Raw genomic sequence first — 26,825 nt, forward strand, 5'->3', positions numbered from 1 at the left:
GTAGGATGGGCAGAGCGCAGCGAAACCCATCACCCCATGAACCCATCGTATCCGGAATGGCCTCCCTCCTCATCGGCTCGTATCGCTCAACCGCAACGGAATCACCGGGGACGGACAAAGCCTGATCTCGCCTTCGTGTTCATGCGCGACACGCAAGGTGTACTCGCCGCTCAAGCCCCGCAGGTCGGCGGCGACGACGTAGCCGCTGTCCGCGAGCTGCGGCTGCTCGAAATAGGTGGCGAGGTCGGGCCGCGGGTCGGGCTGGGTTTGCAGGCGCAGGTGCCGGCCGGCAGTGTCGGTGAGGATGAGCTGGATGCCGTGTGCTGCTTCACCGGACTGGATCGAACGGGCCGACCAGCCGGTGGTGTGAAGCAGCCCTTCCACGATCTGCGCGTCATGGGAGCGGGTTCCATTGATGCGGGCGATGCTGCCGTCGCAATGGGCTGCCTCCCGGAGGGGCAGGGGTACCGGCTGCGGCACGGCTAGGCCGGGCAGCCGCGGCGTGATGGACGCAGCCGCCGGCAATGCCAGCGGAGTGAGTTCGATGTCGAAATCTTCCTGCCATAGCCGGGTGTCGCCGTGCACCGTGACTGCCGTGACGGCGAGGCCGGCGGGCAGCCGGGCGCCGTCGTAGAGGCGGGCGAAATCGGCGGCGCTGCCGATGAAGGGCGATAGGAGGAAGCCGGCCTGTGCCATGCTGCTGACGAAGCGGTAGTCGCGCGTGCTGCCGTTTTGCAGCTCGAGCGTGATGTGCAGCGGCGTCGGCTTGTAGAACAGCGCGGCCAGCTTACCGATGAGGCTCGGCCTGGTGTGGACCCGGGCCAGCAGCGGCGTGCTGCCGCCCGGCAGTTCGATGCGCTGGCCGAGTCTGCCGCGCTGGGCAGGCAGCGCCGTGACCGTGACCGTGGCTGCCGGGGGGGCTTTCTTCAGCAGCAGATAACCGTTGTCGAAGCCTGCCGGGGCGTAATGGCTGAGCAGAGCGGGCCAGCTCGGGCCGTCTTCGAGCGCGGGCAGGCGGCCGTCGATCGGTTCGAGGCGCAGCAGGATGTTGTCGGGTGCGTGTTCGGCGACGAGATGCCGGCGGTTGAGTTCGGCCAGCGCAGGGGTGTAGACGGTGTAGCTCTGGAACACCGGTCGCGGGTTCCACTGGTTGCCGGTGGCGATCAGGCGGGTCTGGCGGAAGGAGTAAATATCGGTGCTGCCGGGCAGTTGCGGCAAGCTGGCGCGGGCGGCGATCGCGGCAATCCGTTCGGCATGTCGTTCGTCGAGGCTGGCGCCGTTGCCGAGGCGGATGGCGAGGCCGCGTGCGGCTTCGCCGTAGTTATTGCGGACGCTGCTGACGAAATGGCGGGCGCCGGCCGACAGGCTGAGCCGGGCGGCGGCGGTCCATTCGCCGGCTTCGAGCTGCTTTTGCAGCAGCAGCCTGTCTGGCATGACGAAGGTCGGCGGGATGAGCGCGAAGCCGGCGCGGGGAATTGCGTGATGGACGCTGCTGCCGAGCCAGGCCAGGAGGCTGACGAACACCAGCGCCAGTGTTGCGCGCGATGGTCTGAGCAGATGGACCAGCAGTGCGGCGAGAACGAGATGGCAGGCAGCGAGCAGCGCGTGGCCGACGTGGCCGTCGTGGCGGACGAAGCCGCCCTTGAAGGCGAGGAAGGCCGACGCGGCAAAGACCAGGACGAAATAGACTGCGGCCAGGCCGTGTTCTTTTTCCCCGATCGTCAGGCAGGTGGTCAGCGCGGCGATGACGAACAGGTAGAGCAGCACTTCGGCCAGGGGGCCGGAGGTGGCCATGGCCTCGGTGTAGCCCGAGATGATCGGGAAGATGGTGCTGAAGTAATCGGGGAGGGCTCCCAGGGGCAGGCCTGCGAGGCTCCAGAACAGCAGCGCGCCGGATAGTGGTGCGAGCAGAATGGTCAGCGCGGCAGGTGCCTGGCGCCGGACGAGGAACAGGGCCACGCCCAGCAATTGCGTGACCACGCAGCCGACGAGCATCGAGCCTTTCACCAGCACCAGCAGGCCGAACGGAGCGTAGGCCAGCGCGAGTGCGGCGAGCGTGGCAGGAGTACGCAGGCTGTCGTGCGTGCCGCGGCGGGCGAGGCCGTAGGCGTAGGCGCCTGCCAGCAGCGGGACGAAGAGCAGCAGGGCATCGCGCGAATAGGCGATTCCGGCGAACACGGCAAGGACGAGCAGAAGCCGTGGCCAGCCGGCCTGTCTGCACAGCCGTTGCAACACGAAAGCGAACGACAGGGCGAGGAAGAGTGATCCCCAGACCATGCCGGCGTCGGTCGCCGGATGGTAGGCCCGAGTGTAGATGGCGGCGTAGGGGCCCAGCGTGAAGACGATGTCGCGCCCCGGAACCAGCCCTTGGGCCAGCGCGGTATTCATGCCGAACATCCACGACTCATCCAGCCCATCCTGTGCCAGGGTGGGTAGCAGGGGCACGAAGATGCAGACCGCAGTCAGGAGCAGGGCGAGATGCAGGAGCGCGCGGGTGATGCGGGATGGCATGAAGCAGCGGAGGCGGGCGGTGCGGCGCAGTGTATAGAAGGCCTGCCGGGCTGTCGATGATGGCCGCACGCCGTTGGTTGGGGGGCGGGTATTATCACGGGTTCGCCAACAGGCGGCGCGCATGCTGTGCCGCGGATGGGTGGTTTGCGGGAGAAGGTAAATCTTGATCGATGTGATCGTGCCGGTCTATTCCGGCGAGGCGTTCGTGCGGCGCTGTTTGGAGGCGGTGTTCGCCGGCGGCGGAGCCGTGCACGAACTGGTGGTGGTGGACGACTGTTCGCCGGAGCCAGCGTTGTCCGCCTGGCTGGACGAACTGGCAGCGGCAGGGAGCATCACCTTGCTGCGCAACGCGTACAACCTGGGTTTCACCGGTTCGGTGAACCGGGCGCTGGCGCTGCATCCGCAGCGGGACGTGGTGCTGCTCAACAGCGATACCGAGGTGGCCGGTGACTGGCTGGCGCGCTTGCTGCGCTGCGCCGAAGAGCATCCTGACGCCGGGACGATCACGCCGTTTTCCAACAATGCGACGATCTGCTCCTACCCGTTCGAAGCTTGGACGGGCGAGGTGCCCGGCACGCTGGGGCTGGCGGGGCTGGATGCCCTGTTCGCGCGCACGCTGGCGGGTGTGGCGGCCGACCTGCCGACTGGCGTGGGCTTCTGCATGTACTTGCGGCGTTCCTGCCTCGACCAGGTCGGGCTGCTGGACGAAGCGGCTTTCGGCCGTGGCTATGGCGAGGAAAACGATCTGTGCCGCCGCGCGGCGAAGGCCGGCTGGCGCAACCTGCTGTGTGCGGACGTGTTCGTCTCACCACAAGGGTGGCGTGAGCTTCGGCGCTGGACGGGAGGCGTTGATGGCTGCCGGCGCGGAGGCGCTGCGACGGTTGCATCCTGAGTACGACGGTGTGGTGCGCACCTTCATCGCCGCCGATCCGCTGCGGCCGCTGCGCGATGCGGTGGATGCTGCGCGTGAGGCACTGGGCGGCGCGGAGGCCGATGCACTGCGCGTGGAGCGGGCCACCGAGCCGGCTCGAGGCGCCATGCCACCGCCCACGCCGAGGATGCTGCACAGCTATGCGGGCATGGAGCGTTGCCCGGCCGGCGGCCTGCCGCTGCCGGTGGCCGGCACTCCGGAGACCGACGGCAGGCCGGTGTGGCTGCACCTGCTGCATGGCTGGGGTGGTGGCACCGAGCGCTGGGTGCGCGACATGGCGACCGCAGATACGCAGGCACGGCACTTGTGCCTGCGCTCGCGCACCGGACGCAACGACGCCGGGGTGAGGCTCGAACTGCTGGAGCCGGGTGTCTCCGACACTGTGCTGCTGGCTTGGGACCTGGACGAGCCGATCGCCTTCTGCGCGGAGCATCACGCCGGTTGGCGGGCGGTGTTCGATGCGGTGCTGGACGCCTGCGGCGTGCAGGTGGTGGTGGTGTCTTCGCTGATCGGGCATGCGCTGGAAGTATTCGGCAGCGGCAGGCCGACGCTCTGGGTGATGCACGACCTGTTTCCGTTCTGCCCGGCGCTGTTCGGCTGGTACGACGGAGCCTGCACGGACTGCGATGGCGAGCGCCTGCGCCGCTGCTTCGCCGGCAACAATCTCAATGTGTTCTGGCATCAAGCCTCGCCGCAGGCATGGCTGGTACTGCGCGAAGCCTTTGCTCGGGTGTTGGCGGGACCGGCGGTGACGGTGGTGGCGCCGAGCCGTTCGGTGCTCGAGCGTTACCGTACTCTGCTGCCCGTGCTGGCGGACAAACCCTGGCACCTGGTGCAGCATGGCCTGGCGCTGTGCCCACCGCCGCTGACGCGGCGGGATGGGCCGACGGGTGCCGCGGTGCGGCGCTTGCGGGTGGTGGTGCCGGGGCGGTTGTTGCCGCACAAGGGGCTGGGGTTGGTGCGCGAGCTGCTGCCGGCGCTGGCGGATTTTGCCGACGTGCTGCTGCTGGGCAGCGGCGACGCCGGCCAGGCTTTCGCTTATCTGCCGCACGTGCGGGTGGTGGTCGAATACGGACCGATGCAGATGGCGGCGCATGTGGCGGCTTTCGGCGCTGATTGCGCCTTGCTGCCAGCAGTGCTGCCCGAGTCCTTCAGCTATACCCTGAGCGAGATGCAGGCACTGGCGGTGCCGGCAGTGGCGACGGCGCTGGGTGCTTTCGCCGAGCGTATCGAGGATGGCGTAACCGGCTGGCTGGTGCCGCCCGAGGCGTCGGCAATACTGGACAGCCTGCGCGAACTGGCAGCAGCGCCCCAGCATCTGGAGGCTGCCGCAGCGGAGTTGCGCCGCCGCCCGGCGCGCACGGCGGCGCAGATGGCGGCGGACTATCATGTCTTGCTGGCCGTGCAGCCGGAGCTTGCATCGGCACAAGCAGGCGGCGGGCAGACCCTGCTGTGGCAGGCCTTTGCCGGCATGCGAGAGGCGCGCGACTGGCTGGAATTCCGCACACGGGAGCTGGATGGCGTGCATCGTTCATGGCAGGTTGCTGACGCTGGTGTCCGTGGCCATGTCGATTTTCTTGACGGCGAACTGGCGGCCGCACGGGCTGAAACCGAGGAGTTGCGTCAGCGCTTGGCCTGCGCCGAGGGCGAGGCGCGGGCGCTGCGAACCTCGACTTCGTGGCGGCTGACTGCACCACTGCGTGCTTTGGTGGGCCTCTTGCGTCGCCCGCGCATCGCACCGTCTGATGCGATAAATGCCGTTGGTGGACGGGTGGTGGTGAGTGAGCCCGCTGCTGTAGGCGTGCCGGGTGGACAGATGTCCGAGGCGGCCAACGGTGGTAATGGCAGTAGCCGTGGCAACAGCGAAGCCGTTCGGCTGATGCGAGCCGAACAGCGACGTGTCTGCCGTGATGCGCTGGGCGTGCCGGATGCCACCCGGCTGGTGATCGGTATTGGAGACAGTGAGGTGAATGACGGCCTGCTGGATTTCGCCCGCGCTGCAGAGGCTGTGGCGGCGGTGCGCAATGGCGTGGTCTTCGTGTGGCTGGGGGGCCTGGCAAAGGGGAACTCGGTAAAGGGGCGCCCGGCGTAGGGACGATTGACGAAACCTGGACCGAGGCTGCGGACGAGGTCTTGCGCCTGCCGCTGGCCGGGCGGCATCTGTTCATTCACGCGGATGTCGATTCTCTGCCCTGGCTGTTGGCGGCCGATGCGTATTTCAGTTGTTCCGGGGCTAGAGATGGCGGTGTCGACCTGGCCGTGACCTGTGGTCTCCCGGTGGTTCATGCAAATGCGTCGAACAGGGACGCTGCGAGCGGGGTCGAGGCCCTGCTGGCGGTGCTTGCCGAGGATGGCTGTCCTGATGCGGGAGAATGACGGCTTTGCCGATTCGAGTATCGTGAGGATGTGGTGTGGCTTGTCCCCTTGTCGTTGATCTGGATGGAACGCTGATTCGCAGCGACCTGCTGGTGGAGTGCGGGCTGCGTTACCTGCGGCGCTCGCCTCTGGAGGCGATGCGGCCGCTGCTGTGGCTGGGGCAAGGAAAGGCGTTGCTGAAGACCAGGCTGGCCGAGCGGGGCGAGGTCGATGTGACGACTTTGCCGTACGAGCCGGCAGTGCTGGCGCTGATCGACGAGGCCAGACGCGATGGGCGGCCGGTGGTGCTGGCGACGGCGAGTCATGTGTCGCTTGCGGACGCCGTGGCGGAGCATCTCGGCTGCTTCGATGAAATCGTCGCATCGACGGAGACCACGAACCTGGCGGGTGGGCTCAAGCGTGATCTATTGGTCGAGCGTTTCGGCGAGAGAGGATTCGACTACGCCGGGAATGCGTCCGCGGACCTGCCGGTTTGGCGTGCTGCGCGCCATGCCTATGTGGTGAATGCCGGTGAAGGGCTGTTGCGTCGCGCGTGCGCGCAGGGCAATGTTGCCGGCGTGCTCGGCGCCGCTGCCGATCGGCGCGGCCAGGCGTGGCGGGACTGGCTGAGTGCACTGCGCGTGCACCAGTGGGCGAAGAACATCCTGTTGTTCGTGCCCTTGCTGGCCGCCCATGTGTTCGACGATCCCTCGCGTCTGCTGGCCGTGTTTGCCGCTTTCGTGCTGTTCGGCCAGTGTGCATCGAGCGTGTATCTGCTGAACGATCTGCTCGATCTCGAAGAGGATAGGCGCCATCCGCGCAAACGGGAACGGCCATTCGCCGCGGGAAAACTGCCGGTGGCGGCGGGGTTGCTGGTGTCGCCTTTGCTGCTGCTGCCCGCCTTTGGGCTGGCGGCGCTCCTGCTGCCATGGCCGTTCGTAGCAGCGATGGGAGGCTACTATCTGTTGACGCTGGCGTATTCGCTTCACGTCAAGCGCATGATCGGCCTGGATGTGATCGCACTCGCCGTGCTGTATACCTTCCGCATCGTCGCCGGCGCGGCGGCGGCGCAGGTGCCGCTGTCCTTCTGGATACTGGCATTCTCGATGTTCATGTTCCTCAGCCTCGCGATGCTGAAGCGCTATGCCGAACTGGTCGATGCACGGGCCAGCGGCGCGGATGTGGGGGGGCGTGGGCGAGGCTATCTGCCCAGCGACCTGGAAATGCTTGGCCCGCTGGGCGCAGCGGCAGGTTATCTGTCGGTGCTGGTGCTGGCGCTGTACATTCACGACCCGGCGACCGCGGCGGCTTACGCCCGTCCGGAGCTGATCTGGATGGCTTGCCCTCTGTTGCTTTTCTGGCTGACGCGAATGTGGATGCTGGCCCACCGTGGCGAGATGCACGACGATCCGATGGTGTTCGCCCTGCGCGACCGGACCAGCATCGCCATTGGCGTCGCCTTCCTGCTGATTTTCGGAGTCGCGGCATGAATGGGAAACTGCTCTCATGGGGCTGCTATCCGGATTGCCCCCAACTGGGCCACCATCCGGCCTGGCCCGACGAATTGGCTGGCCTGCTGGAGCAGGCTGCGGCGCAGGCAGGAAGCTGCCTGCCCTACGGCAATGGCCGGAGTTATGGCGACAGCTGCCTGGCGGAGAGTGGCCATGTTTTGGCGATGACCGGGCTGAACCGCATCGTCGCAGCCGATTGGGAGCGCGGTGTGCTGCGGGCGGAGAGCGGCGTCCTGCTGGCGGACATCCTGGCCTGCGCGCTGCCGCGGGGATGGTTCCTGCCGGTGGTGCCTGGCACCCGCTTCGTGACGCTGGGCGGTGCCATCGCCAATGACGTGCATGGGAAGAATCACCACCGCCGGGGCACTTTCGGCTGCCACGTGACGGCGCTGGGCTTGCTGCGCCATGGCGAGGAGGTGGTCTGCTCCGCAGAGCAGGAGCCCGAGTTGTTTGCGGCGACGGTCGGGGGACTGGGCCTGAGTGGCGTTATCTGCTGGGCCGAGTTGCGCCTGATGCCAGTGCGTTCGGATCGGATCGAGGTGCAGACGCAACGTTTCGACAGCCTGGCGGAGTTTTTTGCCTTGTCCGCCGAGTACGACGAGCAGCATGAGTATGCAGTGGCCTGGGTCGACTGCGTGGCGCGGGACAAGGGCGTCGGGCGCGGAGTGGCGTTCTGGGGTGATCATGCCGATGGCGGAGAACGGTACGCGGGTGGCCTGTCGCGGCAGGCTTCGTGGGCAGTGCCTTTCACGCCGCCCGTGTCGCTGGTGAACCGCTGGAGCGTGACGGCTTTCAATTGTGCCTATTGGCACCGGCATCCGGCCAGCCGGACGCGGAGCGAGGCCCGGATCGAACCGTTTTCTTTCCGCTGGACGGAATCGGGCAGTGGAACCGGATATACGGGCGAAAGGGCTTCCAGCAGTTTCAGTGCGTGGTGCCGGAGGCGAATGCGGAGATGGCCGTCGGCGCGGTGCTGGAAGAGGTGGGGCGGTCGCGGGCGGGATCCTTCCTGGCCGTATTGAAGCGTTGTGGCGGGCTGGTCTCGCCGGGCTGGCTTTCCTTTCCGATGCCGGGGGTGTCCCTCGCGCTCGATTTTGCCCAGGGCCCGGGGTTGGGGGATTTGTTGCAGCGACTGGACCGCATCGTGCATGAGGCTGGCGGACGGCTTTATCCGGCCAAGGATGCTCACATGAGCGGCGAACACTTCCGTGCGGCCTATCCTGGCTGGGAAAGGGTGGAGGCGCTGCGTGAGCCGAGATTGATGTCCCGTTTCTGGAGGCGGGTGCTGGAATGAAGAGGATTCTGCTGGTGGGTGCGACGTCGGCGATCGTCGTGGCGTGCGCACGCTTGTGGGCCGCCGATGGGGCGGCTTTCTTCCTGGTCGGGCGCAATGGCGAGCGTCTGAAGATGGTGGCGGACGATTTGCGGGGACGGGGCGCTGCGGAGGTGGCGATCCATTGCATGGACATGACCGATTTCGCCGCCCATCAGGGGATGGCGGCGGCGGCCTTTGCGGCGCTGGGGCAGGTGGATCTCGTCCTGGTCGGTCATGGTTCGCTGCCGGATCAGGCCGAGTGCGAGCGCAACGTGGATCTTGCCCTGCATCACCACGTAGTCAATTGCAGCTCGGTGATCGGTGTGCTTGGCTGGCTGGCGCAGTCTTTCGAGCGCCAGGGCAAAGGCACGATCGCGGTGATTTCGTCGGTGGCCGGCGATCGCGGCCGGGGTTCGAACCATGTCTATGGCAGCGCCAAGGCGGCGGTGACGGTTTATTGCCAGGGTTTGCGCGCACGCATGTTCCGCCATGGCGTGAAGGTCGTGACGATCAAGCCCGGTTTCGTCGATACGCCGATGACACGCGGGTTGCCGCTGCCGGGCCCGCTGGTTGCTGCGCCGGAGGTGGTGGCGGCGCGGATCGTGCGCGGCATCGCCGCTGGCTGGGACGTCTTCTATGCGCCGGGCTTCTGGCGCTGGATCATGTTCGCGGTGCGTAGTGTGCCCGAGAGCCTGTTCAAGCGCCTGAAGTTGTGATGGGTCGGGCCGCGTGGGTTTCGCCGGCGGCGCTGCCCATCAACCACGCCCGCCATGCCCGCAATCCGCATCAATATGAGGCTGGATCGGTAACGATGTCGCCGAAAATCTGATTGCGTATCGCTTCGACGAGATGGATCGAGCCCGCGGTGGTGAGATGGCCGAAGTCGACATAGATCGGCGGTGCGTCGATTTCCGGCCCGAGCCGTGTCATGCAAGCTTCCGGGGTGCAGAGCGGCGCGCGGGCCGAGATGAAGCCGACGCCGGCCTCGTGTGCCGTCTCGGCAAGTGCGCGTTCGTAGTCGGCGAGCTCTTCGATCAGGCCATGGCGCATGTACTGGCCGGGATAGCGATGGAAAGGATCGCTTTGCCACAATTCGTAGACCAGCTTGTTCACCGAGTTGTGCCATTGCGGCACCGGCCCGATGACGATGATCCGGGTATTCGGCAGGGCGCTGCGGGCGGTGTCGAGCGTGATCCTCAGCTTCGTCTCCAGCGTGAGAACGTCGATCGGCCAGTGTGCGTGCAGCCATGCGCCATGAAGGATGAGGATTTCGGGCTGATAATCGCGGGCAGCGGCGAGCGCCTGGCGATTGAGCGTGTTGCAGTTCTTCTTGTGCAGCAGCACCGGCAGGTCGAGCACCGGTCCGCAGCCCGCCTGGGTGAACTGGGCGATGCCGAAGCCCTGGCGGTTCTGCAGATGATGCAGCCCGGGGTAGAGCGAGGCGGCATGGGAGTCGCCCCACAGCATGAGCAGTGGGCGCCGGGTTTCGATGCAGTCCGCCGAGCGTTCGCTGGCTTCGGCCGTTTGCAGATGGCACGCCCCGGTGCGGACCGCGGCGAACCAGGTGTCGTAGTCGTCGGCTTGCAGCAGCGCCTGGACTTGCGGGGGATAACGCTCCGGATAGCCGTGGCGCTGCCAGGCGTGGTAGCCGAAGCCGCCGGTGAGGGCCAGCAGCACGCAGAGAAGCAGGGTCGGGACGCGGGCGCCGAAGCGGATGGGGCGCTCGATGAGTCGGTAGGTGAGAAAGGCGAGCACGAAGCTGAGCAGCAGACCTGCAGCGCGGATGGCGAGCGAGGGCGCTTCGGGTGTGGCGATGCGGGTGAGGCTGATGATGGGCCAGTGCCACAGGTAGAGCGGATAGCTGATCAGGCCGATGAAGACGGCCGCACGGTTGCCGAGGATGTGCTTGTTGATCCAGTTGTGGGGGCCGGCAGCGATCAGCAGGCAGGCGCCGATGACCGGAAGCAGCGCCGACCAGCCCGGGAAGGGCGTGTCATGATCGACAAGGACGAGCGCCGTGGCGATCAGCAGCAGGCCTGATGCCGAGGCAAGCACTGCGAACGCTTCGGCAGCAGGCCTCCGCCGTTCGCCGCGCGTCAGCAGCCAGGCCAGCATGCCGCCGGCGAACAGCTCCCAGAATCGTGTCAGGGGCAGGAAGAAGGCTTTTACCGGTGCATCTTGAGTCCATGCGATGTTGAGCGCGAAGGACAGCAGGCAGAGCAGCCCGATGGTGATGGCAAGATGGAATCCGAGCCGCCAGGCAGTCCAGACGAGCAAGGGGTAGAGCAGGTAGAACTGTTCCTCGATGGCCAGCGACCAGAGGTGCAGCAGCGGTTTCAGCTCGGATGCGGTGTCGAAATAGCCGTGTTCGCGCAGCAGCACGATGTTCTGCACGAATGCCGCGCCGCCGGCCATGTGCTTGCCGAGGCTGCCGAATGCGTCCGGCAGCAGCATGAACCAGCCTGCAGCGTAGCCTGCGAGCAGGACCGTGATGAGGGCGGGAAAAATGCGGCGGGCGCGGTGAGCATAGAACTCGGCGAAGCTGAATTCGGCGGTTTCGAGCTTTCTGAAGATGATCCGGGAGATCAGGAAGCCGGAAATGACGAAGAAGACGTCGACACCGATGAAACCGCCGGGCAGCCGCGCCGGGAAAAAGTGGAAGACCACCACCAGCAGGATCGCGATGGCCCTGAGGCCGTCGATGTCCGGCCGATAGGAAAGCCTGCCGGGATGGCGTTCTTGCATGACTAAAATGCCGGCGCCCCCGCCAGCGGAGCCCCTGCCGCGTCTTTCGCCGACAGCGCCGGCTGGCCGTCGATCTCCGCCAGCGGCCAGGCGATGGCCAGCGCCGGGTCGTTCCACAGCAGGCTGCATTCCGACGCCGGGTGGTAGTAGTCGGTGGTCTTGTAGAGGAAGTCGGCGGATTCGCTGAGCACGAGGAAGCCGTGGGCGAAGCCTTCGGGAATCCAGAACTGGCGGTGCGAGTCGCCGTCGAGCAGGGTGGCGACATGCTGGCCGAAAGTGGGCGAGTTGCTGCGCATGTCCACCGCGACGTCGAATACCTTGCCCTGGGTGACGCGCAGCAGTTTGCCCTGGGGGTGCTCGAGCTGGTAGTGCAGGCCGCGCAGCACGCCCTTGCGGCTGCGGCTGTGGTTGTCCTGCACGAAAGCGACGCGGCGGCCGACGGCCTCATCGAAGGCGCGCTGGTTCCAGCTTTCCATGAAGAAGCCGCGGCTGTCGCCGAACACCCTGGGTTCGAGGATCAGCACGTCCGGGATGGCAGTGCGGATGACGTTCATGGGCGGCCTCGTTGCACTTCACGGACGACCTGGGCGAGGTACTGCCCATAGCCGGTCTTTTCCAGTTTCCGGGCTTCGGCAAGGACGTCGTCGATGCCGAGCCAGCCGTTGCGGAAGGCGATTTCTTCCAGGCAGGCGATTTTCATGCCCTGGCGCTTCTCGATGGTCTGGACGAAGGCAGCGGCGTCCATCAGCGAGTCGTGGGTGCCGGTATCGAGCCAGGCGAAGCCGCGCCCGAGCAGTTCGACGTGAAGGTCGCCGCGCCGCAGGTAGGCGTTATTGACGTCGGTGATTTCCAGCTCGCCGCGCGCAGAAGGGCGCACTGAGCGGGCGATGTCGATGACGTCGTTGTCGTAGAAATACAATCCGGTGACGGCGTAGCTGGATTTCGGTTGTACGGGTTTTTCCTCGATCGAAACGGCTTTCCCCTGCGTATCGAATTCGACCACGCCGAAGCGTTCCGGATCGGAGACGTGATAGCCAAAGATGGTGGCGCCCTTGCTCCGCCCCGCTGCCGTGCGCAACTGCGCACTGAACGACTGGCCGTAGAAGATGTTGTCGCCGAGGACCAGGCAGACGCTATCCTGGCCGATGTGTTCCGCACCGATGAGAAACGCCTGGGCAAGGCCGTCCGGGCTGGCCTGTTCGGCGTAGCTGAGGCGGATGCCGAAGCCGTCGCCGTTGCCGAGCAGGCGCTGGAAGCCTGGTAGATCGTTCGGCGTGGAGATGACCAGGATGTCACGAATCCCCGCCAGCATCAGGACTGACAGCGGATAGTAGATCATCGGTTTGTCGTAGATCGGCAGCAACTGCTTGGAAACGCCGCGGGTGATCGGGTACAGCCGGGTGCCGGAGCCGCCGGCGAGGATGATGCCTTTCATTTTGGTTCTTTCGCAGTTTGTAGGCCTGCCGTTCATTGTCGGCTACCGCCGTCGATGGCGGCAAGCCGTGCCACGCTATAATCTGGCCTTTCGGGCCGGCCATCCGCCGGGTTCCCACGCCGGGCCTGCCGTGTCCGGTGGCCATCCTCTTCACGCAGGAACGACTACCTTGGCGCTCACCATCCTCGGCCTTTCCGGCGCGCTTACCCACGATCCGTCCGCCGCGCTCTACATCGACGGCAAGCTCGTTGCCGCGGCGGAAGAAGAACGCTTCGTCCGCGACAAGCATGCCAAGAACCGCATGCCCTACGAGTCGGCGAAGTTCTGCCTGGACTTTGCCGCCATCAAGCCCGCCGACGTGGACGTGGTGGCGATTCCGTTCGCGCCGGTCAGCCTGTTCGGCAAGGCGCGCTGGCACTACGCCAAGCGCTATTGGTACGCGCCCGACCGCGGGCTGGATGCGATCCTGGCGGGCAACCGTCGTTTCCACCGCTACAAGAAGCGCATCCAGTGGTGCCTGCAGCAGCTCGGCTTCGACCTGAAGAAGGTGAAGATCGAGCCGGTCGAGCACCACCTTGCGCATGCCTCCAGCGCCTATCACTGCTCGGGTTTTACCGAAAAGACCGCGATCATGGGCATCGACGGCAAGGGCGAGTACGCGACCACCTTCTTCGGCTACGGCGAGAACGGCCGCATCCACAAGATCAAGGAGTTCTACGATCCCGACTCGCTCGGCGGCCTGTACGGCGCGATCACCGAATACCTTGGCTTCGAGATGCTCGACGGCGAGTACAAGGTGATGGGCATGGCGCCCTATGGTGACCCGACCAAGTACGATTTCTCGCGCTTGGCCAAGTTCGAGAACGGCGAACTGATCATCGATACCGACTACGCCAATGTGATCGGCTTCCGCCGCTACAAGGAGCAGGGCAAGGGCTATTATTTCTCGCCCAAGCTGATCCAGTGGCTTGGGCCTATGCGGCATGGCGACATCGCCGACGACCCCTACATCCACTACGCGGCGAGCATGCAGAAGCTGTTCGAGGATCTCGCGCTGCAGATGATGGACCACTACCTGGGCGATATCCTGCGCGAGACGGGCCGGCTGGCTTTCGCCGGCGGCGGCGCGCTCAACGTCAAGCTCAACCAGAAGATCATCGCCCGCCCGGAAGTGAAGGAGCTCTACGTCCAGCCGGCTTCGGGCGATTCCGGTACCGCGGTGGGGGCGGCGTCCTGGGTGTCGGTGAAGCGCGGCGTGCCGGTCGAGAAGATGGAACACGTCTATCTCGGCCCGCGCTACACCAACGAAGAGGTGATTGCTGCCTGCGCCAAGCACCCGTCGAAGCCGCGCTGGGAGCTGATCGCAGACGGCGAAACCGCCGTGCCGCAGCGCATCGCGCAGATCCTGGCCGACGGCAACCCGGTGGCCTGGTTCCAGGGCCGCATGGAGTTCGGTCCGCGCGCACTGGGCGGGCGCTCCATCCTCGGCTGCCCGAGCGCAGCCGGCGTGGCCGACCGCATCAACGAGCAGATCAAGTTCCGCGAACGCTGGCGTCCCTTCTGCCCCAGTATGCTAGACACCGTCGGACCGCAGATGCTGCAGACCGAACACCCGGCGCCCTTCATGACCTTCACCTTCGAAGTGGCGGAGGAGTGGAAGGCGCGGGTGCCCGAAGTGGTGCACGAGGACGGCACTGCCCGCGCCCAGGTGCTGAAGCGCGAGTTCAATCCGCGCTACTACGATCTGATGAAGGAACTGGAAAAGCTCACCGGCAACGGCGTGGTGCTGAACACCTCGCTCAACCGCCGCGGCGAGCCGATGATCTGCTCGCCGACGGATGCGCTGAACATGTTCTTCGGCTCGGATCTGCAGTATCTGATCATGGAGGACGTGCTGGTGGTGAAGGAAGGCGCGGCCTGACATGAGCCGCCAGCCGTGGGTGCTGCAGTTCTGTCATGGCTATGACGGCCCTTTCCTCGACGTCGCGCGCCAGTACGGGGTGCTGTTCAAAGATACGCAGTACAAGGTCTGTACCGTTTATCTGACGGGCGCGCCCAACGCGGAAGCCGAGAGTGGCTCGGCCTCGGACGAGGTGATCTTCCTCGGCTACGACAGCCGCGAGGTCCGCGGCCTCAAGCTCGGTGCCATGCGCCGCTTGCGGCAGATCGTCGCCGGGCGGGATTTTCGCTTGTGTATCGCTCACCGCTTCAAACCGATTTACATCGCCCTGCTGGCGACCCGCTTGCCGGTGGTCGGCGTTCTCCACGCTTTCGGTGTCTTCGAGCGTGCCATGCGGCGCTGGTTCGTCAGCCGTTTCCAGTCGCGCCTGCTGTTGCTGGGCGTGTCCGATGCGGTGCGTGACGAGATGCGCGCCCACCTGCCGGCCTGGGACCCCGAGCGCATCCAGACCTTGCACAACCGGATCGACGTCGAAACCGTGCAGGCCGAACAGGTGTCGCGCGAGACGGCCCGCGAGGCGTTGGGGCTGCCGCACGACGCCTGGGTGGTGGGCAACGTTGGCCGCCTGCACCCGGACAAGGATCAGGCCACGCTGATCCGCGGCTTCGCCGAGGCCCTGCCGCGGCTGCCGGCGGACAGCCTGCTGGCGATCATGGGAAGCGGTCGCTTGGAGGGGGCGCTGCGTAAATTGACCGATGAACTGGGTATCGCAGCGCAGGTGCGCTTTCTCGGTCAAGTGCCCAATGGACGGCGCTATTTCAAGGCATTCGATGTGTTCGCCTTGACTTCGGACCATGAACCCTTCGGTATGGTATTGCTGGAGGCGATGGCTGCGGGTGTGCCGGTGATCTGCAGCGACTGCGGTGGCGGGAGAGAGGTGGTCGAGGGCGTAGGCAGGACCTTCCCGTTGGGGAACGCGGCTGCGTTGGCGAACGTCCTGAGTGCGGAGCCGGTGGACCGTTGCGTGCATGTTCCGGCGAGGTTCACCGACGAATACGGACGGCGGTGCTTCATGGCGTTTCGCTGCCTGCGTGCCTGGCTTGGATGATCGAGGCGTGGGCAGAAGAAACGTGTAACGGTGCTTATGGCGGAGCGTGAAGATGGGGCAGGCTCGGATTCGTTTTCTCATTCCATATTTCGGGAAATGGCCTTTCTGGATGCCATTCTTTCTGCAGAGCTGTCGTTACAATCCGAGCGTCGAATGGCTGTTTTTCTCGGATTGTGGTGCTCCGCAGGACTGCCCCCCGAATGTCGAGATCCGTGAGCTGTCCTATGCTGCGTATTGCACGTTGGTTTCCGAGCGGCTTGGCATCGAGTTTGCTCCGCCGAATCCTTACAAACTGTGCGACCTGAAACCTGCGCTCGGTTTTGTTCATGCCGACTGCCTGGATGGTTTCGATTTCTGGGGGTTTGGTGACATCGATCTGGTATATGGAGATCTGCGTCGCTATTTCGATGATGAGCGCCTGGGATGCTACGATTTGTTGTCCACCCATTCGACCCGGGTTTCCGGACACTTGTGCCTGTTGCGCAATGATGAAAAGATGCGAAAAGCATTTACGGAAGTGCCTGGATGGCAGGCGGCACTGGCTGACCCGGCGCATCGGGCTTTCGACGAAAAGGCGTTCAGCAAGTTGTTCGTGAAGAACAAGAACTGGCCGGAGCTGCTGCGGCGTTGCCGCCGAGCGCTGAGCCCGATGCTCAAGCGCTGCGAGTTCGTTGAAGCATTCAGTACCCCCTATGCGCGCATCCCCTGGACCGATGGCAGTTTCGATTTTCCAACGCAATGGGTGTGGCGCGACGGGCGGCTTCATACGGATCGTGACGGCGGACGTGATTTTCCGTATCTCCATTTCCTTGTCTGGAAAGGGCATCGCTGGGCAGAGTTGGCTCCTGGAGAGCGGGTTGCCGAGCCGGATTTGGCGGCACGTTCATGCTGGGCCATCAGTGCCGAGGGCTTTCATCCCCTGCCCGCGTCGTGCGAGGGAAAGTGGCAAGAATGATGGCCGGCAGCCAGAAAAGAGTCCATTGCACGTCCGGTCTCGTGATGATGCCCTGGCCAAAGGTGGTGCCGATGATCATCGTGTAGATGAACAGGACGAGTGCAATGCGGGCATGAAGGTCGTGCCGATGCTTCCATCCTGTCCTGATGACGATGCAGCACAAGGACAGATGCATCAGCAGGCCTGTGATCCCCAGTTCGACGAGAGAGCCGACATATACGCTGTGGTAGTGCCCCCAGTCATCGACGAACTCTCCCGGGGCGTGGATGAAAACCTGCGCTCCAGCGCCGAAACCGAAAATCGGGTGCTCCCTTGCCCGTTCCATGAAGCCTTGCCATAAATCCAGCCGGTAGCTCTGCCCTCTTTCGATGCTGGGCCGGAAATAGTCATCCATCACGTATAGAAGGGAGAGGAGCACGATGGATGTCGTGACCAATAAGGCTATTTTCCTTTTCATGGCCATGTTGCTGGTCAGCAGTATGGCCGAGCATGTGATCAGCATCGCGCCAACCGGTCCCCTGCTGTGGGTGAGGATCGTTGCGGCCGCAAAGACCAGGAAGGCCAGAAGGTAGAGGAGCTTCTCCTTGCGCTCCAGAGAGGCATGCCTCCAGTTCATCAAGCTGAACATCAGTACGGCGAAGGCGCCATATGCCGCTCCGGACCACAGGGGGTTCCATAGCCTGCCGATGCTCACGAATCGATCTGCGAGGCCGAATCCGTTGATGCCGTAGAACAGTACGGCATTGGCTCCCATCCCGACCAGTGCGGCTGCTGTAAGCACTTTCGCCAGTGACGCCAGCCTTTCCGGAGATGCCTTCATCCAGTGGTTCAGTGCTATCCAGAATAGAATCAGATAGATGACTCTCTTGATCTCGCCCAGAGGATCGACGGTGCTTTCAGGCGGCGCCCAAGCCAGGCTGATGACGTAATAGACGCCATATGCCATGGAGGCCAGAAAAATCCCGGATGGCTGGATTCCCGTTTCGAATCTGCTCTTCAGGAGAATCCAGGCGCCGGGCAGGGTGAAGCAGAGATGGAACAGTTGCTGATGAATCTTGCCGAATGGCAGCAGGAAATATCCTGAAATCCATATCGCGGACAGAATGAAAAGAATGTTTTCATTTCTGTCCGGAAGATGGGCCTTCTGCTTTGTCATTGCCGGGAGCATGTGCTCGAGATTCATTGAGGGAGGCGTTGCCGTGCGTGGGAGGATATGAACCTTGCAGGCAGACGGAGTGTAGCACTCAATATGTGCAAGGCACTTTCGCTCCTTCTTCCCGTGAGGCAGGTTTCCGGCAGGCAGGCGTCAGCTGCATGCTAAACTCCCGCATCGCGTCAACGCCCGGCGTCACATGTCGCAAGACAAGACCTCTTCGGCTTCCTCCCTGAAAATCTACCTCCGCCTGCTGGCCTACGTCCGGCCCTACAGGGCCACGTTCGCTGTCAGCATCCTCGGCTTCGTCATCTTCGCTTCGTCCCAGCCGATGCTGGCGACGGTAATGAAATACTTCGTCGATGGCCTCAACGACCCGAACGCCCAGTTCAGCGTGGGTTGGGCATCGCTCGACGCACTGTTCGCCGGCATGTCGCTGATGAAGGCGGTGCCGCTGATGATCGTGCTGATCGCGTTGTGGCAGGGGGTGGGTTCCTACCTGGGCAACTACTTCCTCGCGCGGGTTTCCCTCGGGCTGGTGCACGACTTGCGGGTCAAGCTGTTCGACAGCCTGCTGAGCCTGCCGAACCGCTATTTCGATCAGCAAAACTCCGGTCATCTGATTTCGCGCATCACCTTCAATGTGACGATGGTCACCGGGGCGGCGACGGATGCGATCAAGGTCGTGTTCCGGGAAGGCCTGACAGTGATTTTCCTGTTCGGCTTCCTGCTGTGGATGAACTGGAAGCTGACCTTCGTCATGGTCGCAGTGCTGCCCTTGATCGGCGTACTGGTGGGGCGGGCCAGCCGCAAGTTCCGCAAGCAGGCCAAGCGCATCCAGGCGGCGATGGGTGATCTGACGCACGTGGTGTCGGAGAGTATCCAGGGCTATCGTGTGGTGCGTAGTTTCGGTGGCGAACCTTACGAGTCCGAACGCTTCGTCCGCGCCAGCGTCGACAACACCAGGAAGCAACTGCGCATGGTCAAGACCGGCGCCGTGTTCACGCCCAGCCTGCAGATCGTCACCTATGGTGCGATGGCGGTGGTGCTGTTCCTGGTGCTGCTGCTGCGGGGCGATGCCACTGCGGGCGACCTGGTTGCCTACATCACCGCCGCCGGCCTGCTGCCCAAGCCGATCCGCCAGTTGTCCGAAGTCAGCTCCACGATCCAGCGCGGCGTGGCTGGCGCCGAAAGCATTTTCGAGCAGCTCGACGAGGCGCCCGAGGTGGACAAGGGCACGGTCGAGCGTGATCGCCTGGAAGGGCACATCGAGATTCGGGGGCTGAACTTCCGCTATCCCGGCGCCGAACAGGCGGTGCTGCAGGACATCGATGTCGATATTCTGCCCGGCCGGATGGTGGCCCTGGTCGGCCGCTCGGGCAGCGGCAAGTCCACGCTGGCCAACCTGATTCCGCGCTTCTACGACTACAGCGAAGGGCAGATCCTGATCGACGGCGTCGATTCGCGCGACTACCGCCTGCGCAACCTGCGCCGCCACATCGCCCTGGTCACCCAGCAGGTGACGCTGTTCAACGATACCGTGGCCAACAATATCGCCTATGGCGACCTTGCCGGTGCGCCGCGCGAAGCCATCGAAGCCGCGGCCGAGGCGGCCTACGCCAGGGAGTTCATCGACCGCCTGCCGCAGGGCTTCGATACCGAGATCGGCGAAAACGGCGTGACCCTGTCCGGCGGCCAGCGCCAGCGCCTGGCGATCGCGCGCGCACTGCTGAAGAATGCGCCGATCCTGATCCTGGACGAAGCCACTTCCGCCCTCGACACCGAGTCCGAGCGCCACATCCAGGCGGCGCTGGACCGAGCTACCTCCGGCCGCACCACGCTGGTGATCGCCCACCGGCTGTCGACGATCGAGAAGGCCGACCTGATCCTGGTGATGGACCATGGCCGCATCGTCGAACGTGGTACCCACGCCGAACTGCTCGCCGCCGGCGGCCACTATGCCGGTTTGCACGCGCATCAGTTTAAGGATGTGGAATGATGCTGAGTAGTGAGCGAAAGGAGTACGGAGTACCGATGGCACATATCGCGCTGTTGAAGGCTGGGCGCATAGCCGGGTAGGGCCAGCTTGCGACGCCTTGAAGGCTGATCCTTCAGTGCTGTCACCACGTGCCCGCTTGGCTGCAGAGCGCGTTAAGGCTATTCAGCGTCCAGCTCCGGCGGTGGCGTTCAGCCACGCCTGCAGATCCGCTGCTTCGTAGCCTTTGCCTGCTTGTGCAGCATAGCCTTCGGCGAAGGCCTGGCCGCCGTCGGCCATCAGCCAAGCGCGGTCTTCGCGGTAGCGCAGCAGGTGGGCGAAATTGCGCTTGCGCTTGAAGCGCGGCAGCGGGCGGCGGCCGATCTGCATGTCGGCGATGTCGATCAGGCCGAGCCGGCCATCCTCGCCGAGGACGATGTTGCCGAGGTGGATCGAGCGGAAGAATACGCCGGCATCGTGCAATGTCGCGACGAAGCGGCCGAGTTGGCCGAGCAGCGCGTGCGTGCCGCTCTCCAGCCGCGTGCCCTGGATGATCTGGCGCAGCGTGAGACCGGGCAGCGGACGGTAATGGACGACGTCGCGGCGCAGGGCCGGGAAGCGATGCACCTGGATCACCTGCGGACAGGGCACGCCTAGCCGGGCGAGGGCAGCGGCGTTGTCGGCGAAGCGGCGCGCGTAGGGGTACCACGCGGCGGACGTCAACAGCCGCTTGCGGCGGAAGACCTTGAGATAGCTGCCGTCGGCATGGCGCAACACCTTCTCGCCGTGGCCGTCGGCCTCGACGACTTCGGCGTCGCCGCGCAGGGTGGAATAGTCGATCGCGCTGTCGGACATGTCTGTTGTCAGAATGTTACAGGCGCATCTTAACCGCCATGCCGGCGAAGCGGCAGTTTCAGCTTGATGAACACCGTCAATCGCGGTGGTCCTTCTTGACATGGACTTCGGAACTGCGCTTCGAACCGGAGGTCTTGGGCGTATGTGATACGCTCGATCACCGTGTTCGACGCCGCATCGCGAGCAGCGCCATTGTCGTGTTGCTCGCAATCCCGTATTCAGGAGCTTGCCATGAGCACCCCTCTAGATCCCCGCGTATCCGAGTTCGAGACCAAGGAGCAGGCTGATAGCCATGACAAGTGGTTTCGTGCGAAGGTGCAGGAAGCGATCGATGATCCACGCCCGGGGATTCCGCACGATGAAGTCATGGCGCGGATGAGTGCGCGCATTGCCGAACTGAAAGCCAAGCATCAGAAGGTTGCGTGATGCTTCCGGTGGTCTGGAGCGCTCGGGCGGAGGAAGATCTGCTCTCGATCATTGAGTTCGTTGGTGAACGCGACCCTTGGGCAGCAGAGCGGCTGGGTGATGCCATTCGAGAAAGCACCTGGCCTTTGCCGGAACATCCCCATTTGTTTCGCCCCGGCCGGGTGCTTGGCACGCGTGAAATCGTCGTCCATCCGAATTACATCATTGTGTATCGCGTCGAACTGGCCTGCATCAAAGTTCTCAACGTACTGCATGCCAGACAGGAATATCCCTGATTCCTGAACGCAGCAGGTAACCCCGCCAATCGCGGTTCACGCAGGTGGCAGATTGGCATCCAGCCAGCGCCACAGCGCGCTGTCCGCCGGCCAGTTGCGCAGCAGGCGGGCGCGGTCGCGGCGCCAGGCGCGGGCGTGGGAGGCTGCGTTGCGGTGCTGCTGCATGGCGTCGAGGTCGATCAGCACGACCTGGCCGTCGTGCCACAGCAGGTTGGTGGCTTTCATGTCGCCGTGCGAGATGCGTTCGCGGTGCAGGATGGCGAACAGCGTGCGCAGGGCCTCGGCTTCCGCAGGCGGCGGGCCGCTGTCGATGTAAGGGGCGAGGTGGGTGGCCAGGTCCTGTCCGGGGCACCAGGCGTTGATGATCCAGGCCCGGCGGCGCAAGGGGCCGGCGCGTTCCTCGATCATGGCCAGCGGCGCGGGCGTGGCGATGCCGAGGAAGGCGAGCCGATGGCCTTCCACCCACGAATGCGCGGCTCGGCTCGGCCGCCAGGCCCGCGACAGCGCGTGGCGGGCGTTCTTGAGGTTGTAGCGCTTGATCACCAGCGGCTGGCCGGTTTGCTCCAGCTTCGCCACCGTGCAGGTGCCGCCGTCCTTCAGCAGGCTGCCGCGGGCGATGGCGGCGTCCGGGTCGGCCAGCACTTCGGCGAGTTCGTCCGCTTCGGTGCGCACCGCGATCGTCAGCCGGTCGAAAGTCTTTTCCGCCTTGAACAGCGTGCAGTCGCGGCGCGTCTTGGCGAGGAAGTCCTTGAGCCGGGCATCGTGGGTTTGGGCGATGTGTTCGCGCAGTGCTGTCGGGTCGAGCGCGGGCAGGCCTTCGCCGCCCTGGTGCCAAGCGTCGATGAGCGGGGCGAGGTGTTCGTCCCAGCCGGCCGGCAGCTGTGCCGCCAGGATGGCGAAGTTGGTCGTGGCCGCGTTGGGTTGCAGCGGTTGCCCGGGGGTGAGTGCCCGCACTGCGTCGCCGTCGATGACCATCAGCTTGCCGCCGCTGACGAGGAAATTGCCCAGGTGCAGGTCGTCCTGCACCAGCCCGTGCATATGCAGGCGGCCGAGCATGGCGAAGGCGGGTTCCAGCACCGCGAGCGCGTCGGAGTGGCCGGCAGGCAGCCGGGCGACGGCCTGCCAGCGTTCTGCCAGGCTCACCGCGTCGGCGAGGAAATCCGTCAGCAGCGCATGGCCGCCCTCCGCGAGCTCGCCCGCATGAAGCAGCGCAGGCGTCGGAATGCCGGCAGCGGCCAGCGCCGCGATGCCTTCGCGCTCGCGCTGCCAGTGCCGCGCGCTGCCGGGAGCGATGAAGAGTTTCGCCAGCACGCGGCTGCCGGCCAGCTCGGCTTCGCCGACGATGCGCTTGCCGGGCAGCAGGCGCAGGATGCGATGCAGGATGAGTTCGCGGCCGTCGTCGAGCGCGACTGCGAAGGGCAGCGGCGGCTCGCGTCCGGCGGCGCGCAGCGAAACCGCGGTCCGGGTGGCCGGCGCCCTCATTCCCGTCCCTCGAAGTAGGCCACGACCTGCCGCAGCAGCGGCTTGTCGGTCTCGGCCAGGCGGTCCTGGCCGCGGTAGGCGAGGAAGAAGCGCAGGCGCCAGGTGCGCGACAGGACATGGTGCGCCACCTTGTCGAGGCAGGCCAGGTCCTTCATCATGCGCCGGCGCAGCATTGCGCCGCTCCAGCTTCCGCCGGCCGGGCAGTCGATCAGATACACCAGCGGCGGTGTGCCGTCATCCACCAGCAGATTGCGCCACTTGAGGTCGTTGTGGGCGAAACGATGGGCGTGCATCGTGCGTGTGGCCGCAGCGACTTGCCGGATCACCGGCATCAGCCAGTTTCGATCGTACAGCCGCGGATCGCGTGCGTTGGCCAACTGGGCGAGATCGATGCTGCCGGGTATTTCCTCGGTGATCAGGGCGCCGCGGAAGAAGGTGCCCGCGCGGCGTTCGAGCCCGTAGCCGGCGATGTTCGCGGTGCGGATGCCCCACGCCTGGAAGGTCAGCAGGTTCTCCCATTCGGCCTGGATGCGCGGCCGGCCGACCCAGCTGCGCAGCGGATTCTTGGCCGCGCGGTGGTAGCGCTTGACGTAGTAGCGGGTGCCGTCGACGGTGACGCGCAGGACTTCGCTGAGCGGATCGCCGGTGATGTGCTCGCCCTCCAGTGCGAACACGGCGTCCAGCGAGCCGAAGGCCTCGCGCAGCGCGGGCGTGTCGTAGCCGGGGCAGAGGCGCCACTGCGTCATGGCTGTCTGTCCTGCGGCGGCGCGTACTTGCGCAGGTAGCGCGCCTGCAGCTTCTCTGCTCGCTGCGTCAGCTTGCGCAGCAGCGGCGCTTCTTCGCGCAGGGTGTCGCGCAAGGGGCGGGGAAAGTAATCGCGCAGGAAGCGCAGCAGGTCGCGCCGGGTCAGGCCGATGTTCAGTGCCGAGAAATACAGCCCGGCCAAGTCCTTGTCGCGCCAGCGCCGCGGCGTGGCGCTGCGTACCTGGCTGCGGTGCAGGTCGATCAGCGACAGCCGCAGCGCGTCCGGCGTGGGCGACGGCTCGGTGTGCAGCAGGAAGTGGCAGAGGTAGAAGTCGCGGTGGTTCATGCCGCCTTCGTGCATGCGCCGCGCCATGTCGGCGACGCGGGCGATCAGCGCGTGCTTGAGCGCGGGCGGCGGCGGATGTTCGGCCCAGTCGCGGCACCAGTCTTCCAGGCTGATCGTCGGCGCCAGCGCTTCGGTGACGATGAAGGAGTGCTGGCGCGCCGGGTTGGACCCGCGTTCGCCGTAGGCGACGGCACGCATGGTGGCGACGCCGACCTCGTTCAGGCGCGCGATCGCCTCCCATTCGTTGCGGGCGCCGAGCACCGGCAGGCGCAGCGACAGCAGGTTCTTGAAGATCTCGCGCCAGCCGATGCCGCGGTGGATCTTGACGAAGAAGGCCCGGCCGGCGACTTCGGTGCGCAGCGTGCGGCGGCCTTCGAGTTCGCGGAAAACTTCGCCCTGCAGCGCCTCGACTGCCTCGAAGGCGTCGCGGCCCTGCCACAGGCTGCGGAAGGGTTCGTCGAGGAACAGCGTGCTCATGCCTTCCGCCCTGTCGCCGGCAGGTCGAGGATCACATCGGTGGCACGCTCGGGCAGGCTGTAGAGATCGGCGTGTTCGGCGAAGGCGAGGCCGTTGGTCTGCCAGCGTTGGCGTGCGTTGCCGTCGGTCAGCATCTCCGCCAGCATGTGGTCGAGCTGGGCCTGCACGAAGGGTTCGGGCACGACGCGGCCGGCGTCGGCATCCTCGATGTAGTGGGCGTAGCCGCACACCGCGCTCGCCAGCACCGGCAGCCCGGCGACGATCGCTTCCAGCAGCACGGTGCCGGTGTTCTCGTTGTAGGCCGGGTGGATCAGCAGCTCGGCGCCGAGCAGGAAGCGCGGCACGTCGCTGCGGCCCTTCAGGAAGTCGACGCGCTCGCCCAGGCCGAGGGTGGCGGCCTGCAGCTTGAAGGGCTTGGGATCGTCCTGGCCGATCACCATCAGCCGGGTGCGGCGCCTGAGCGCGTCCGGCAGCGCGGCCAGCGCCTTCAGGCTGCGGTCCACACCCTTGGTCTTGAAGCCGGAGCCGATCTGCACCAGCAGCAGGTCCTCATCGCCCAGCTTGAACTCGTTGCGGAATTCCGCCCGGATCGCTGCCGCGTTCGGCGGCGCGCGGCGGTCGGCGGCGATGCCCGGCGGCAGCAGATGGAAGCGGCTGACCGGCGTGCCGTAGTGCCTGACGAACAGCGGCTGCTGCACGCTGGAGATCATCAGGATCTCGGTGCGGCTGTCCGGCCCGAATACCGCGCGCTCCCAGGCTGCGAAGTGGCGGTAGCGGCTGCCGAGCCGGTACAGCGGGTTGCGCAGGGTCTGGGCCTTGTCCTCGAAGCAGGGGTCGGCGGCGTAATACACGTCCAGCCCCGGCATCTTGTTGAAACCTACGACCCGGTCCGCCGGCCGGCGGGCGAGGTCGGCCTGCACCCAGTCGGTGTATTTGCGGTAGCGATGGTGGTTGAACAGCGCGCGCACCGGCACGTGGATCACGTCGAAGCCGGGCGGCACCTCGCCCTGCCACTCCAGCACATACACCCGGATCGCGTGGCCGCGCGCCTGGCAGGCCTGGGCGATGCGCAGGAAGTCGCGCTGCATGCCGCCGAAGGGGAAGAACTTGTACAGGCAGAAGGCGAGCTGCATCAGTGAGCCTCCGCGGGGGGCAGGCTGGCAGCGGGTGCTGGTGCTTCCGGGCGCAATCGATCGTCATCTGCCGAGCCGGCGACAGCATCCGGCCGCTCGAGCAGCCGGGCGAGCTCCTGCCAGACGTAGTCGGGCGGCAGCTGGGTGAAGCAGGGCGGCTGGGTGTGGGCGAAATCCGGCCGCGCCTTGTCCTCTGCCGTCGGCACGTAGCTGCATTGCTTCTTCAGGCAGGGGGCGCAGGGGAAATCCGCCGCCAGGTGGCGCTGGCCGAAACCCCAGGCGCCGGTGAAACCGGGGTTGGTCGGGCCGTACAGCGACACCGTCGGCACTGCGAGCGCGGCGGCGAGGTGGCCCAGGCCGGTGTCGACCGCGACGCAGGCGCGGGCGCCGGCGATTTCGGCGGCAACACCGGCCAGCGGCAGGCGGGGTAGTACCTGCACGCCCGGCAGATCGGCGGCGATGCGTTCGGCGCGCTCGTGTTCGGCGGCATTGCCCCAGGGCAGGCGCACCTGCCAGCCGGCGGCGCAGGCACGCTCGGCAAGCTGGCGCCAGTAGGCTTCCGGCCAGTGCTTGGTGTCCCAGGTCGTGCCGTGCAGGAAGACGACGTAAGGTGAGCAGCCATCCTTGGTCGCCTGGCCGGCGCCTGCCAATACGCGGCTGCGGTCGAGGCCGTAGGGGTCGTGCGTCGGAGTATGGTCGCCGAGGCTGGCCGCGGCATCGGCCGGCAGGGCGTAGCCCAGCGCCTGCGCGAACAGCTCGCGCACCCGCAGCACCGCGTGGCGGCCCCAGGGCACGGTATGGCGATGGCGGTAGAACAGGCTCGCCAGCGGCTCGCGCGCCGAGCGCCTGTCCAGGCCGTGCAGCGGGCCGTGGGTGTGGCGGGCGAGCCAGGCGCTCTTGAACAGGCCCTGGGCGTCGATCACGGCGTCGTAGCGGTGCAGGCCGATCGCCTGCCGGAAGGCCTGCCATTCACCGCTGCGGCGGGCCTGCAAGGGATGCTTGCGCCAGCGCCGCACCGCGACCGGAATCACCCGGTCGACCGCCGGGTGCCAGCGCGGGATCTCGGCGAAGGCTTCTTCGACCACCCAGTCGAAACGGATGCCGGGCAGGGCGCGGGCGGCATCGGTCAATGCGGGCAGGGTGTGGATGACGTCGCCGAGCGAGGAGGTCTTGACGATCAGCACGCGCATCGC

The 26,825-nt window shown here is 65.7% G+C and carries 24 protein-coding genes; 13 read left to right on the forward strand and 11 right to left on the reverse strand.

Annotation, left to right across the window (positions count from 1 at the left end):
* Nucleotides 1-69: 69 nt before the first annotated feature.
* Complete coding sequence (locus AAFL97_RS22990; protein ID WP_341646903.1) at nucleotides 70-2,511, reverse strand: hypothetical protein; 2,442 nt, start codon at nucleotides 2,509-2,511, stop codon at nucleotides 70-72.
* Nucleotides 2,512-2,683: 172 nt separating this feature from the next.
* Between AAFL97_RS22990 and AAFL97_RS22995 the strand changes: the two genes are divergently transcribed.
* Genes AAFL97_RS22995 through AAFL97_RS23025 form a run of 7 tightly spaced genes read left to right on the forward strand, consistent with a single transcriptional unit; the run spans nucleotide 2,684 to nucleotide 9,339 of the window.
* Nucleotides 2,684-3,403: a glycosyltransferase family 2 protein gene (locus AAFL97_RS22995; protein ID WP_341647226.1), complete on the forward strand. Its 720-nt coding sequence runs from the start codon at nucleotides 2,684-2,686 to the stop codon at nucleotides 3,401-3,403.
* Nucleotides 3,363-5,534, forward strand: a complete 2,172-nt coding sequence (locus tag AAFL97_RS23000) for a glycosyltransferase (RefSeq protein ID WP_341646904.1) — start codon at nucleotides 3,363-3,365, stop codon at nucleotides 5,532-5,534. Before AAFL97_RS22995 ends, AAFL97_RS23000 begins: the two co-directional genes overlap by 41 nt.
* 41 nt (nucleotides 5,535-5,575) lie before the next feature.
* The gene (locus AAFL97_RS23005) at nucleotides 5,576-5,818 is read left to right on the forward strand and encodes a hypothetical protein (RefSeq protein ID WP_341646905.1); all 243 of its coding nucleotides are present in this window, start codon (nucleotides 5,576-5,578) and stop codon (nucleotides 5,816-5,818) included.
* 35 nt (nucleotides 5,819-5,853) lie between these two features.
* Nucleotides 5,854-7,287, forward strand: a complete 1,434-nt coding sequence (locus AAFL97_RS23010; protein ID WP_341646906.1) for a UbiA family prenyltransferase — start codon at nucleotides 5,854-5,856, stop codon at nucleotides 7,285-7,287.
* Entirely contained in the window at nucleotides 7,284-8,330 is a 1,047-nt protein-coding gene (locus AAFL97_RS23015; protein WP_341646907.1) for an FAD-binding oxidoreductase, read from the forward strand. The genes AAFL97_RS23010 and AAFL97_RS23015 overlap by 4 nt, the downstream gene beginning before the upstream one ends.
* Nucleotides 8,264-8,602, forward strand: a complete 339-nt coding sequence (locus tag AAFL97_RS23020) for a hypothetical protein (protein ID WP_341646908.1) — start codon at nucleotides 8,264-8,266, stop codon at nucleotides 8,600-8,602. Before AAFL97_RS23015 ends, AAFL97_RS23020 begins: the two co-directional genes overlap by 67 nt.
* Nucleotides 8,599-9,339 carry an SDR family oxidoreductase gene (locus tag AAFL97_RS23025; RefSeq protein WP_341646909.1) on the forward strand — a complete coding sequence of 247 codons (741 nt, stop codon included), beginning with the start codon at nucleotides 8,599-8,601 and terminating at the stop codon, nucleotides 9,337-9,339. The genes AAFL97_RS23020 and AAFL97_RS23025 overlap by 4 nt, the downstream gene beginning before the upstream one ends.
* Nucleotides 9,340-9,409: 70 nt before the next feature.
* On the opposite strand, the gene AAFL97_RS23030 is transcribed toward AAFL97_RS23025, so the two are convergent.
* From AAFL97_RS23030 to rfbA, 3 genes are read right to left on the reverse strand one after another with little or no spacing between them, the layout of a single operon-like run.
* Nucleotides 9,410-11,368, reverse strand: coding sequence for an acyltransferase family protein (locus tag AAFL97_RS23030; RefSeq protein WP_341646910.1), 1,959 nt, complete (start codon nucleotides 11,366-11,368; stop codon nucleotides 9,410-9,412).
* 2 nt (nucleotides 11,369-11,370) lie between these two features.
* Entirely contained in the window at nucleotides 11,371-11,922 is a 552-nt protein-coding gene (rfbC, locus tag AAFL97_RS23035; protein WP_341646911.1) for a dTDP-4-dehydrorhamnose 3,5-epimerase, read from the reverse strand.
* Nucleotides 11,919-12,803: a glucose-1-phosphate thymidylyltransferase RfbA gene (rfbA, locus tag AAFL97_RS23040; RefSeq protein ID WP_341646912.1), complete on the reverse strand. Its 885-nt coding sequence runs from the start codon at nucleotides 12,801-12,803 to the stop codon at nucleotides 11,919-11,921. Before rfbA ends, rfbC begins: the two co-directional genes overlap by 4 nt.
* A gap of 169 nt (nucleotides 12,804-12,972) precedes the next feature.
* Between rfbA and AAFL97_RS23045 the strand changes: the two genes are divergently transcribed.
* Genes AAFL97_RS23045 through AAFL97_RS23055 form a run of 3 tightly spaced genes read left to right on the forward strand, consistent with a single transcriptional unit; the run spans nucleotide 12,973 to nucleotide 16,766 of the window.
* Nucleotides 12,973-14,724 carry a carbamoyltransferase family protein gene (locus tag AAFL97_RS23045; protein WP_341646913.1) on the forward strand — a complete coding sequence of 584 codons (1,752 nt, stop codon included), beginning with the start codon at nucleotides 12,973-12,975 and terminating at the stop codon, nucleotides 14,722-14,724.
* 1 nt (nucleotide 14,725) lies between these two features.
* A complete protein-coding gene (locus tag AAFL97_RS23050) occupies nucleotides 14,726-15,811 on the forward strand; it encodes a glycosyltransferase (RefSeq protein ID WP_341646914.1) in 1,086 nt (361 codons plus the stop codon).
* Between the two features lie 52 nt (nucleotides 15,812-15,863).
* A complete protein-coding gene (locus AAFL97_RS23055; protein WP_341646915.1) occupies nucleotides 15,864-16,766 on the forward strand; it encodes a DUF6625 family protein in 903 nt (300 codons plus the stop codon).
* On the opposite strand, the gene AAFL97_RS23060 is transcribed toward AAFL97_RS23055, so the two are convergent.
* Complete coding sequence (locus AAFL97_RS23060; protein ID WP_341646916.1) at nucleotides 16,708-17,949, reverse strand: O-antigen ligase family protein; 1,242 nt, start codon at nucleotides 17,947-17,949, stop codon at nucleotides 16,708-16,710. The genes AAFL97_RS23055 and AAFL97_RS23060 overlap by 59 nt on opposite strands.
* Nucleotides 17,950-18,118: 169 nt before the next feature.
* Between AAFL97_RS23060 and msbA the strand changes: the two genes are divergently transcribed.
* The gene (msbA, locus tag AAFL97_RS23065) at nucleotides 18,119-19,918 is read left to right on the forward strand and encodes a lipid A export permease/ATP-binding protein MsbA (RefSeq protein ID WP_341646917.1); all 1,800 of its coding nucleotides are present in this window, start codon (nucleotides 18,119-18,121) and stop codon (nucleotides 19,916-19,918) included.
* 162 nt (nucleotides 19,919-20,080) lie between these two features.
* Here msbA and AAFL97_RS23070 read toward each other — a convergent pair whose 3' ends face one another.
* Nucleotides 20,081-20,749 (reverse strand): lipopolysaccharide kinase InaA family protein, encoded by a 669-nt coding sequence (locus AAFL97_RS23070; RefSeq protein WP_341646918.1) that lies wholly within the window; start codon nucleotides 20,747-20,749, stop codon nucleotides 20,081-20,083.
* Between the two features lie 231 nt (nucleotides 20,750-20,980).
* On the opposite strand from AAFL97_RS23070, the gene relB reads away from it, so the two are divergent.
* Nucleotides 20,981-21,175, forward strand: coding sequence for a type II toxin-antitoxin system RelB family antitoxin (gene relB, locus AAFL97_RS23075; RefSeq protein ID WP_341646919.1), 195 nt, complete (start codon nucleotides 20,981-20,983; stop codon nucleotides 21,173-21,175).
* On the forward strand, nucleotides 21,175-21,450 hold the full coding sequence (locus tag AAFL97_RS23080) for a type II toxin-antitoxin system RelE/ParE family toxin (protein WP_341646920.1): 276 nt from the start codon (nucleotides 21,175-21,177) through the stop codon (nucleotides 21,448-21,450). The genes relB and AAFL97_RS23080 overlap by 1 nt, the downstream gene beginning before the upstream one ends.
* A gap of 36 nt (nucleotides 21,451-21,486) precedes the next feature.
* Here the strand turns inward: AAFL97_RS23080 and AAFL97_RS23085 are convergent, their stop codons facing one another.
* Genes AAFL97_RS23085 through waaC form a run of 5 tightly spaced genes read right to left on the reverse strand, consistent with a single transcriptional unit; the run spans nucleotide 21,487 to nucleotide 26,822 of the window.
* The gene (locus tag AAFL97_RS23085) at nucleotides 21,487-22,932 is read right to left on the reverse strand and encodes a lipopolysaccharide kinase InaA family protein (RefSeq protein WP_341646921.1); all 1,446 of its coding nucleotides are present in this window, start codon (nucleotides 22,930-22,932) and stop codon (nucleotides 21,487-21,489) included.
* Entirely contained in the window at nucleotides 22,929-23,678 is a 750-nt protein-coding gene (locus AAFL97_RS23090; protein ID WP_341646922.1) for a lipopolysaccharide kinase InaA family protein, read from the reverse strand. The genes AAFL97_RS23085 and AAFL97_RS23090 overlap by 4 nt, the downstream gene beginning before the upstream one ends.
* Nucleotides 23,675-24,499, reverse strand: a complete 825-nt coding sequence (rfaP, locus tag AAFL97_RS23095; RefSeq protein WP_341646923.1) for a lipopolysaccharide core heptose(I) kinase RfaP — start codon at nucleotides 24,497-24,499, stop codon at nucleotides 23,675-23,677. The genes AAFL97_RS23090 and rfaP overlap by 4 nt, the downstream gene beginning before the upstream one ends.
* Nucleotides 24,496-25,632: a glycosyltransferase family 4 protein gene (locus tag AAFL97_RS23100; RefSeq protein ID WP_341646924.1), complete on the reverse strand. Its 1,137-nt coding sequence runs from the start codon at nucleotides 25,630-25,632 to the stop codon at nucleotides 24,496-24,498. Before AAFL97_RS23100 ends, rfaP begins: the two co-directional genes overlap by 4 nt.
* Complete coding sequence (gene waaC / locus AAFL97_RS23105) at nucleotides 25,632-26,822, reverse strand: lipopolysaccharide heptosyltransferase I (protein WP_341646925.1); 1,191 nt, start codon at nucleotides 26,820-26,822, stop codon at nucleotides 25,632-25,634. Before waaC ends, AAFL97_RS23100 begins: the two co-directional genes overlap by 1 nt.
* Between the last annotated feature and the right edge of the window lie 3 nt (nucleotides 26,823-26,825).

This window comes from Thauera sp. SDU_THAU2, assembly GCF_038260575.1.
Taxonomy (GTDB): domain Bacteria; phylum Pseudomonadota; class Gammaproteobacteria; order Burkholderiales; family Rhodocyclaceae; genus Thauera.

Coding starts and splice junctions, on each gene's coding strand:
- AAFL97_RS22990 (WP_341646903.1), bottom strand. CDS start 2,511: ATGCCATCCCGCATCACCCGCGCGCTCCTGCATCTCGCCCTGCTCCTG.
- AAFL97_RS23000 (WP_341646904.1), top strand. CDS start 3,363: ATGGCTGCCGGCGCGGAGGCGCTGCGACGGTTGCATCCTGAGTACGAC.
- AAFL97_RS23015 (WP_341646907.1), top strand. CDS start 7,284: ATGAATGGGAAACTGCTCTCATGGGGCTGCTATCCGGATTGCCCCCAA.
- AAFL97_RS23020 (WP_341646908.1), top strand. CDS start 8,264: ATGGCCGTCGGCGCGGTGCTGGAAGAGGTGGGGCGGTCGCGGGCGGGA.
- AAFL97_RS23025 (WP_341646909.1), top strand. CDS start 8,599: ATGAAGAGGATTCTGCTGGTGGGTGCGACGTCGGCGATCGTCGTGGCG.
- AAFL97_RS23030 (WP_341646910.1), bottom strand. CDS start 11,368: ATGCAAGAACGCCATCCCGGCAGGCTTTCCTATCGGCCGGACATCGAC.
- rfbC (WP_341646911.1), bottom strand. CDS start 11,922: ATGAACGTCATCCGCACTGCCATCCCGGACGTGCTGATCCTCGAACCC.
- rfbA (WP_341646912.1), bottom strand. CDS start 12,803: ATGAAAGGCATCATCCTCGCCGGCGGCTCCGGCACCCGGCTGTACCCG.
- AAFL97_RS23050 (WP_341646914.1), top strand. CDS start 14,726: ATGAGCCGCCAGCCGTGGGTGCTGCAGTTCTGTCATGGCTATGACGGC.
- AAFL97_RS23055 (WP_341646915.1), top strand. CDS start 15,864: ATGGGGCAGGCTCGGATTCGTTTTCTCATTCCATATTTCGGGAAATGG.
- AAFL97_RS23060 (WP_341646916.1), bottom strand. CDS start 17,949: ATGAATCTCGAGCACATGCTCCCGGCAATGACAAAGCAGAAGGCCCAT.
- msbA (WP_341646917.1), top strand. CDS start 18,119: ATGTCGCAAGACAAGACCTCTTCGGCTTCCTCCCTGAAAATCTACCTC.
- AAFL97_RS23070 (WP_341646918.1), bottom strand. CDS start 20,749: ATGTCCGACAGCGCGATCGACTATTCCACCCTGCGCGGCGACGCCGAA.
- relB (WP_341646919.1), top strand. CDS start 20,981: ATGAGCACCCCTCTAGATCCCCGCGTATCCGAGTTCGAGACCAAGGAG.
- AAFL97_RS23080 (WP_341646920.1), top strand. CDS start 21,175: ATGCTTCCGGTGGTCTGGAGCGCTCGGGCGGAGGAAGATCTGCTCTCG.
- AAFL97_RS23085 (WP_341646921.1), bottom strand. CDS start 22,932: ATGAGGGCGCCGGCCACCCGGACCGCGGTTTCGCTGCGCGCCGCCGGA.
- AAFL97_RS23090 (WP_341646922.1), bottom strand. CDS start 23,678: ATGACGCAGTGGCGCCTCTGCCCCGGCTACGACACGCCCGCGCTGCGC.
- rfaP (WP_341646923.1), bottom strand. CDS start 24,499: ATGAGCACGCTGTTCCTCGACGAACCCTTCCGCAGCCTGTGGCAGGGC.
- AAFL97_RS23100 (WP_341646924.1), bottom strand. CDS start 25,632: ATGCAGCTCGCCTTCTGCCTGTACAAGTTCTTCCCCTTCGGCGGCATG.
- waaC (WP_341646925.1), bottom strand. CDS start 26,822: ATGCGCGTGCTGATCGTCAAGACCTCCTCGCTCGGCGACGTCATCCAC.